We start from the raw sequence: 8397 nt of genomic DNA, 5'->3' as shown, positions 1-8397 counted from the left end.
TAGACGGGGCTGTTTTGTTGGCTTGTACTCAATGAAAATCAAAGAGCAAACTAGGAAGCTAGCCGTAGGTTGCTCAAAACACCGTTTTGAGGTTGCAGATAGAACTGACGAAGTCAGTAACATATATACGGCAAGGCGAAGCTGACGTGGTTTGAAGAGATTTTCGAAGAGTATTAAATACTGAAAAGTTGTCCGAGTAAGAAGGTAACGCCCATAGTTAAGAGACCAATAGCAAGGTTCCGAATCATAGCTGTTTTGGTTGGGGCTTTTCCAAGTTTGGCACTAGTATAACCAGTGAGAAGAAGGGCCACACCGACGATAAGGACAGTAACAGGGATGCGGTATTCACTTGGGAAAATGGTCACTGAGAGCATTGGAGGCAAACTTCCAAGGAAAAAAGAAATAAAGCTAGAGATGGCAGCATGCCAAGGATTGGTAAACTCTTCATACTCAATACCGTATTTTTCCTCTACCAAAGCCTTGAGCGGATTATTTAAAAAGGCCTTGTTGGTCAAGAGTTGGGCAGAGGTTTCACATTCTCCATTTTGGATATAGGCAACATAAAGGGACTTTTTGGCTAGTTCCATATCTTGGTCTAGCAAGAGTTTTTCTCGCGAAACGGCAGCTTCTTCGGTATCTTTTGGAGTTGAAACGGATACATATGCTCCACCAGCCATTGAAAAGGCACCAGCTAAGATAGCCGCAAACCCTGATAAAAAGATAATCCAGATATTGGTCGTGGCACTGGCAACTCCGATAACCACACCAGCAATGGAAATAATTCCATTGTTAGCATCAAGAACACCCGCACGCAGGATATTTAAACGACCTGCAAAATTTGAATCAATTTTGTGATTTGTTTCTGACATACTAATCTCCTTTTTATCCAGTATAAAGGAAAAATATAGGGAAATCAATCTTTTAAAAGTATCTGAAAAAAGTTGCACGATTTTAATGATATAAAAATGTCGACATCTTTTCTGATAGATCAAACACCGAAGGTAAAGAGTATAGAATAGCATAAAAATTTTAAATTAAATACGATAAACATTTTGTTCACTTTATAATCGTTTACAAGAAAATAAGTAGTATTAAATCAAATAAAATCCAAATATTTTGCGAACTTTTTATATTTTTTTCGTAAACCGCTTTACAAGTTCTTAAAAACATGATATAGTAATAAAGCTTAGAAAATGAGATGATGTTTTCTAGCAAATATAAACCCAAGTAAAAAATGCCTACGGACAGGCAGGGTTGAATGCCGAAGCGTGGTTGAAAAGCCACATTATTGATAGGGTTAAAAGCCTACTTTTATAAGTTGATGTTAGGACGTTTGTCCTAATTCATAAATTTTTAGTGTGGTGAAAGCACACGTCATCTTGTGAAACGATCAATAAAGTACGTAATATTTGCTACTAGAGAGTTAGGAAACATCGGGAACAGACATACTCAACAGAAACAAACATAAAAACGTCAGAAGATTGCAGAGCAGGTGGAAACCTGCTCTTTTTTCATGAGTCAACCTTTAGTCGCCTTTATCTTCTTGAGGCACTAAAAATACGGTAAAGGAGTAAGTCTTGAAGAAGTTAGATCAAAACCAAGCCCCAATTTATGAGGCTTTGGTGAAGTTACGCAAGAAAAGGATTGTTCCCTTTGATGTTCCAGGTCACAAGCGTGGACGAGGAAATCCAGAACTTGTCGAACTGTTAGGAGAAAAATGTGTAGGCATTGATGTCAATTCGATGAAACCCTTGGATAATCTAGGACACCCTATTTCGATTATTCGAGATGCAGAGGAGCTGGCTGCAGATGCTTTTGGAGCTAGCCATGCTTTTCTCATGATTGGTGGAACAACCTCATCGGTGCAGACTATGATTCTGTCAACCTGCAAGGCAGGAGATAAGATTATTCTTCCGAGAAATGTTCACAAATCTGCCATCAATGCGCTGGTTCTATGTGGTGCCATTCCCATCTATATCGAGATGAGTGTAGATCCTAAGATTGGTATCGCTTTAGGTCTTGAAAATGACCGAGTAGCCCAGGCCATAAAGGACCATCCAGATGCCAAGGCCATTTTGATTAACAATCCTACTTACTATGGCATCTGTTCAGACCTAAAGGGTTTGACAGAAATGGCTCATGAAGCTGGCATGATGGTTTTAGTAGATGAAGCCCACGGAGCGCATTTGCATTTCACTGATAAACTTCCAATTTCTGCTATGGATGCAGGGGCTGATATGGCAGCAGTTTCCATGCATAAGTCTGGTGGGAGTTTGACCCAAAGCTCCATTTTACTTATCGGGGAGCAGATGAATTCTGAATACGTTCGTCAGATCATCAACCTGACCCAATCAACATCTGCTTCTTACCTGTTGATGGCTAGTTTGGATATTTCACGTCGCAACTTGGCCCTTCGTGGTAAAGAGTCGTTTGAAAAGGTCATTGAACTGTCTGAGTATGCTCGCCGTGAAATCAATGCTATCGGTGGATACTATGCCTACTCAAAAGAGTTAATAGATGGTGTGTCGGTCTGTGATTTTGATGTAACCAAGCTGTCAGTTTACACTCAGGGTATTGGCTTAACAGGTATCGAGGTTTATGACTTCCTACGAGACGAATACGACATTCAGATTGAGTTTGGTGATATTGGCAATATCTTGGCCTATATTTCGATTGGTGATCGCATCCAAGACATCGAGCGCTTGGTCGGTGCTTTGGCTGACATCAAGAGACTCTATTCACGAGATGGGAAGGACTTGATAGCAGGAGAATATATTCAGCCCGAGTTGGTGTTATCTCCTCAGGAAGCCTTCTATTCAGAGAGAAAAAGTTTGACCTTGGATGAATCTGTTGGACAGGTCTGTGGAGAATTTGTCATGTGCTATCCTCCAGGGATTCCTATCTTGGCTCCTGGTGAACGCATTACTCGTGAAATTGTAGACTATATCCAATTTGCTAAGGAACGTGGTTGCTCCCTCCAAGGGACGGAAGATCCTGAGGTCAATCACATCAACGTCATTAAGAGAAAGGATAACTAGATGGATTTATGGTTTTCTGAAGTTCATACTCCAGATGTCAAATTGTCCCTGCGAACAGCCAAGCAACTCTACGCTGGTAAAAGTGAATGGCAGGATATCGAAGTCTTGGATACCCCAGCTTTTGGGAAAATACTGATTTTAAATGGGCACGTCTTGTTTTCAGATGCGGATGACTTTGTCTACAACGAAATGACCGTTCATGTTCCCATGGCTGTGCATCCCAATCCAAAGAAAGTCTTGGTTATTGGGGGTGGCGACGGTGGTGTTGCTCAAGTATTAACACTCTATCCTGAGCTGGAACAAATCGATATCGTGGAACCAGATGAGATGTTGGTTGAGGTTTGTCGTGAGTATTTCCCAGACTTTGCTGCAGGGCTAGATGATCCACGTGTTACTATTTACTACCAAAATGGGCTACGCTTTTTGCGAAACTGCGAAGATGACTATGATATTATCATCAACGACGCGACGGATCCATTTGGACATACGGAAGGGCTCTTTACCAAGGAATTTTACGGTAATAGTTATCGTGCTCTGAAAGAAGACGGTATAATGATTTACCAGCATGGGAGTCCCTTCTTTGATGAGGATGAGTCAGCTTGCCGAAGCATGCATCGCAAGGTCAATCAAGCCTTTCCAATCAGTCGGGTTTATCAGGCCCATATACCAACCAGTCCAGCTGGCTATTGGTTGTTTGGATTTGCTTCGAAAAAATACCACCCTGTCAAAGATTTTGACAAGGAAGGCTGGAAAAAACGCCAGCTTTTCACAGAATACTACACTGCAAACTTACACGTGGGAGCCTTTATGTTGCCCAAGTATGTTGAGGACATTTTAGAAGAAGAGGAAGGAAAAAAATGAGTCGTTTATTAGTTATTGGATGTGGGGGCGTTGCCCAAGTTGCTATTTCAAAGATTTGTCAGGATAGCGAAACCTTTACAGAGATTATGATTGCCAGCCGTACCAAGTCAAAATGTGATGACTTGAAAGCGAAGTTAGAAGGCAAAACAAGTACAAAGATTGAGACAGCTGCTCTTGATGCTGACAAGGTTCAAGAAGTCATTGCCTTGATTGAAAGCTACAAGCCAGAAGCTGTTTTGAACGTAGCTTTACCATATCAAGATTTAACAATTATGGATGCCTGTTTGGCAACAGGTGTCCACTATATCGACACAGCTAACTACGAGGCAGAGGATACAGAAGATCCTGAGTGGCGTGCCATCTATGAGAAACGTTGCAAGGAACTTGGTTTTACAGCCTACTTTGACTACTCATGGCAATGGGCTTATCAGGAGAAATTCAAAGAAGCTGGCTTGACCGCTCTTCTTGGTTCTGGTTTTGACCCAGGTGTGACCAGCGTCTTTTCTGCCTATGCTCTCAAACACTACTTTGATGAAATCCACTATATCGACATTTTAGACTGTAATGGTGGTGACCACGGTTATCCATTTGCGACAAACTTTAACCCAGAAATCAACCTACGTGAGGTTTCTGCGCCAGGTTCTTACTGGGAAGATGGTAGGTGGGTTGAAGTGGAAGCTATGTCAATCAAGCGTGAGTACGATTTCCCTCAGGTCGGACAAAAAGACATGTATCTCCTTCACCATGAAGAAATTGAATCATTGGTCAAGAACATTCCAGGTGTCAAACGCATTCGTTTCTTTATGACCTTTGGTCAATCTTACTTGACGCACATGAAATGTCTTGAAAATGTTGGACTCCTTCGTACGGATACCATTAACTTCAATGGACAAGACATTGTTCCAATTCAATTCTTAAAAGCCTTGCTTCCAGATCCAGCCAGCCTTGGTCCACGCACGGTTGGTAAAACCAATATCGGTTGTATCTTTACAGGTGTCAAAGATGGCGTTGAAAAGACCATCTACATCTACAATGTCTGCGACCATCAGGAATGTTACGCAGAAGTTGGTTCACAAGCCATTTCTTACACGACAGGCGTTCCAGCCATGATTGGGACAAAATTAGTTATGAATGGTACTTGGAAACAAGCAGGAGTTTACAACCTTGAAGAATTAGATCCAGATCCATTCATGGAAGCTTTGAATGAGTATGGTTTGCCTTGGGTTGTGGTTGAGAATCCACAAATGGTGGACTAATGAAGTTAGAACAAGTACCAACGCCAGCTTACATCATTGACTTGGCAAAGTTAGAAGGCAACTGCCGCATTTTACAATATGTACAAGAAGAATCTGGTTGCAAGGTTTTGCTTGCCCAGAAGGCATATTCCCTTTACAAAACCTATCCCTTGATTAGCCAGTATCTATCTGGTACGACAGCCAGTGGACTCTATGAAGCTAAGCTCGCTAGAGAAGAGTTCCCGGGTGAAGTCCATGTCTTTGCGCCAGCCTTTAAGGATGCGGACATGGAGGAATTACTAGAGATAACGGACCATATCGTCTTTAACTCAGAGAGGCAGTTGCGCAAACACGGGCCTCGTTGTCGGGAGGCTGGTATCAGTGTTGGTTTACGTCTCAATCCTCAGTGTTCAACACAGGGTGACCATGCGCTCTATGACCCTTGTGCACCTGGTTCTCGTTTTGGCGTTACACTAGATAAAATTCCTAGTGATTTGCTGGATTTGGTGGATGGTCTTCATTTTCACACCCTTTGCGAGCAGGGAGCAGATGATTTACAAACAACTTTGAAAGCAGTAGAAGCGCAGTTTGGTCCTTACTTACATGAGGTCAAATGGCTCAATATGGGTGGTGGACATCATATTACAAGAGATGACTATGATGTGGACTTGCTGATTTCTGAGATTAATCGTATTCGCGAAACCTATCAACTCGATGTTTACATCGAGCCTGGTGAAGCTATTGCGCTCAATGCGGGTTATTTAACAACTGAGGTATTAGATATTGTAGAAAACGGTATGGAAATCTTGGTTTTAGATGCCTCTGCGACCTGCCATATGCCTGATGTACTTGAGATGCCCTATCGTCCACCTTTGAGAAATGGCTTTGAGGCACAGGAAAAAGCCCATACCTACAGACTTTCTTCTAATACCTGTCTGACGGGCGATGTAATTGGTGATTATAGTTTTGAAAATCCTGTTGAGATTGGAGATAGACTTTACTTTGAGGACATGGCTATTTACTCATTTGTTAAAAATAATACCTTTAATGGTATTGGATTGCCAAGTCTTTATCTCATGGATGATCAGGGTGACTGTAGCTTAGTCAAAGCCTTTGGCTATCAAGATTTTAAAGGGAGATTATCATGATGGACAGTCCCACAAAATTAGGCTATCGTATGCCAGCAGAGTACGAACTACATCATGGTACCCTCATGATATGGCCGACTCGACCAGGTTCATGGCCCTTTCAAGGAAAGGCTGCTAAAAGAGCTTTCAGCCAGATTATTAAGACCATAGCAGAAGGAGAAAGAGTCTATCTTTTGGTGGACCAAGACTACTTAGCTGAAGCCCAATCTTATCTTGGAGACAAGGTTGTTTATTTAGACATTCCCACCAATGATGCCTGGGCGCGTGATACAGGCCCAACCATTCTTGTCAATGATAAAGGCCAGAAATTAGCCGTGGATTGGTCTTTCAATGCTTGGGGTGGAGCTGTAGATGGTCTCTACCAAGACTATGAAGATGATGATCAAGTAGCCAGTAATTTTGCTGAGGCCTTGGAAATGCCTGTTTATGATGCCAAACCTTTTGTCCTAGAAGGCGGAGCGATACATAGCGATGGTCAAGGAACCATTCTCGTGACTGAAAGTTGTTTGCTTAGTCCTGGTCGCAATCCTCATCTTAGTAAAGAGGAAATCGAAAATACCTTATTAGAGTGCCTTGGCGCTGAAAAAGTTATTTGGCTTCCTTATGGTATTTATCAGGATGAAACCAATGAACACGTTGACAATGTTTCAGCCTTTGTTGGTCCTGCAGAGCTTGTTTTGGCTTGGACAGATGATCAAAACGATCCTCAGTATGCCATGTCAAAAGCAGATCTCGAATTCTTAGAGCAAGAAACAGATGCAAAAGGTCGTCACTTCACTATTCATAAACTTCCAATTCCAGCTCTTCATCAAGTTGTAACCGAAGAGGATTTGCCAGGCTACATCTATGAAGAAGGAGAAGAAGAGCGATACGCAGGTGAACGACTAGCAGCTTCCTACGTAAACTTTTATATTGCCAACAAGGCTGTCCTAGTTCCTCAGTTTCAAGATAAAAACGACCAAGTAGCCTTAGATATTCTCAGTGAGTGTTTCCCAGACCGTAAAGTTGTCGGAATTCCAGCCAGAGATATTCTCTTAGGTGGTGGCAATATCCACTGTATCACCCAACAAATCCCAGAATAGGAGAAAAAGATGAGAAATGTAAGAGTTGCAGCCATTCAGATGCAATGCGCCAAGGATGTGGCAACAAATATTCAAACCGCAGAGCGTTTAGTACGTCAGGCTGCAGAACAAGGCGCACAAATTATTCTCTTGCCCGAGTTGTTTGAACGTCCCTATTTCTGTCAGGAACGTCAGTATGACTACTACCAGCATGCCCAGTCGGTGACAGACAATACAGCTATTCAGCATTTTAAAACCATTGCCAAGGAGCTAAAGGTCGTTTTACCAATCAGTTTCTATGAAAAAGATGGTAATGTCTTGTATAACTCTATTGCCGTCATTGATGCAGATGGTGAGGTGCTGGGTGTTTATCGAAAGACCCACATACCAGATGACCATTATTATCAAGAAAAATTTTATTTCACACCTGGCAACACAGGTTTCAAGGTCTGGGATACTCTCTATGCCAAGATCGGGATCGGTATCTGTTGGGATCAATGGTTCCCTGAAACAGCCCGCTGTCTTGCGTTAAATGGTGCTGAATTGCTCTTTTATCCTACAGCCATTGGTTCAGAGCCAATTTTAGATACGGATAGTTGTGGTCATTGGCAACGTACCATGCAAGGACACGCAGCAGCAAATATTGTTCCAGTCATCTCAGCCAATCGTTATGGATTGGAAGAGGTCACGCCTAGTGAGGAAAATGGCGGACAGAGTTCCAGTCTTGACTTCTACGGTTCCTCCTTTATGACGGATGAAACAGGAGCTATTCTAGAACGAGCTGAAAGACAAGAAGAAGCTGTTCTGTTAGCTACTTATGACCTAGACAAGGGAGCAAGTGAACGCCTAAACTGGGGCTTGTTTCGAGATAGAAGACCAGAAATGTATCAACGAATTACGGACTAGTAGGGGAGAAATGAGAGGTTCATTCTGCTAGACTAACTTCTTATTAGCAACTATAAGATACTATGGTATCTAGTAAATCGATTTTTATGATTCACTATTCTTTTATCTTGATTAGTCCGTATTTTATACTAGACTTCCTGCAAAACTA

At 42.1% G+C, this 8397-nt stretch carries 7 protein-coding genes; 6 read left to right on the top strand and 1 reads right to left on the bottom strand.

The window, feature by feature from the left end; translation table 11 throughout:
* Window positions 1–173 precede the first annotated feature (173 nt).
* Window positions 174–869: a VIT family protein gene (locus tag HT709_RS09280; RefSeq protein WP_172925704.1), complete on the bottom strand. Its 696-nt coding sequence runs from the start codon at window positions 867–869 to the stop codon at window positions 174–176.
* Between the two features lie 708 nt (window positions 870–1577).
* On the opposite strand from HT709_RS09280, the gene HT709_RS09275 reads away from it, so the two are divergent.
* Genes HT709_RS09275 through aguB form a run of 6 tightly spaced genes read left to right on the top strand, consistent with a single transcriptional unit; the run spans window position 1578 to window position 8249 of the window.
* Window positions 1578–3038 (top strand): aminotransferase class I/II-fold pyridoxal phosphate-dependent enzyme, encoded by a 1461-nt coding sequence (locus HT709_RS09275; protein WP_138699667.1) that lies wholly within the window; start codon window positions 1578–1580, stop codon window positions 3036–3038.
* Window positions 3039–3899, top strand: a complete 861-nt coding sequence (speE, locus tag HT709_RS09270; protein ID WP_000366713.1) for a polyamine aminopropyltransferase — start codon at window positions 3039–3041, stop codon at window positions 3897–3899.
* Entirely contained in the window at window positions 3896–5155 is a 1260-nt protein-coding gene (locus tag HT709_RS09265; protein WP_100104629.1) for a saccharopine dehydrogenase family protein, read from the top strand. The genes speE and HT709_RS09265 overlap by 4 nt, the downstream gene beginning before the upstream one ends.
* Entirely contained in the window at window positions 5155–6282 is a 1128-nt protein-coding gene (gene nspC / locus HT709_RS09260; RefSeq protein WP_100104628.1) for a carboxynorspermidine decarboxylase, read from the top strand. The genes HT709_RS09265 and nspC overlap by 1 nt, the downstream gene beginning before the upstream one ends.
* Window positions 6279–7364, top strand: coding sequence for an agmatine deiminase (gene aguA / locus HT709_RS09255; protein ID WP_023937525.1), 1086 nt, complete (start codon window positions 6279–6281; stop codon window positions 7362–7364). The genes nspC and aguA overlap by 4 nt, the downstream gene beginning before the upstream one ends.
* A 9-nt stretch (window positions 7365–7373) precedes the next feature.
* Window positions 7374–8249 (top strand): N-carbamoylputrescine amidase, encoded by an 876-nt coding sequence (gene aguB, locus HT709_RS09250; protein ID WP_023937523.1) that lies wholly within the window; start codon window positions 7374–7376, stop codon window positions 8247–8249.
* The last annotated feature ends 148 nt before the right edge of the window (window positions 8250–8397 follow it).

This window comes from Streptococcus sp. 1343, from assembly GCF_013277355.1.
In the GTDB taxonomy this organism is placed as follows: domain Bacteria; phylum Bacillota; class Bacilli; order Lactobacillales; family Streptococcaceae; genus Streptococcus; species Streptococcus pseudopneumoniae.
This window is presented reverse-complemented; position numbering and strand designations above follow the sequence as displayed.

Coding starts and splice junctions, on each gene's coding strand:
- speE (WP_000366713.1), top strand. CDS start 3,039: ATGGATTTATGGTTTTCTGAAGTTCATACTCCAGATGTCAAATTGTCC.
- aguA (WP_023937525.1), top strand. CDS start 6,279: ATGATGGACAGTCCCACAAAATTAGGCTATCGTATGCCAGCAGAGTAC.
- aguB (WP_023937523.1), top strand. CDS start 7,374: ATGAGAAATGTAAGAGTTGCAGCCATTCAGATGCAATGCGCCAAGGAT.
- HT709_RS09265 (WP_100104629.1), top strand. CDS start 3,896: ATGAGTCGTTTATTAGTTATTGGATGTGGGGGCGTTGCCCAAGTTGCT.
- HT709_RS09280 (WP_172925704.1), bottom strand. CDS start 869: ATGTCAGAAACAAATCACAAAATTGATTCAAATTTTGCAGGTCGTTTA.
- nspC (WP_100104628.1), top strand. CDS start 5,155: ATGAAGTTAGAACAAGTACCAACGCCAGCTTACATCATTGACTTGGCA.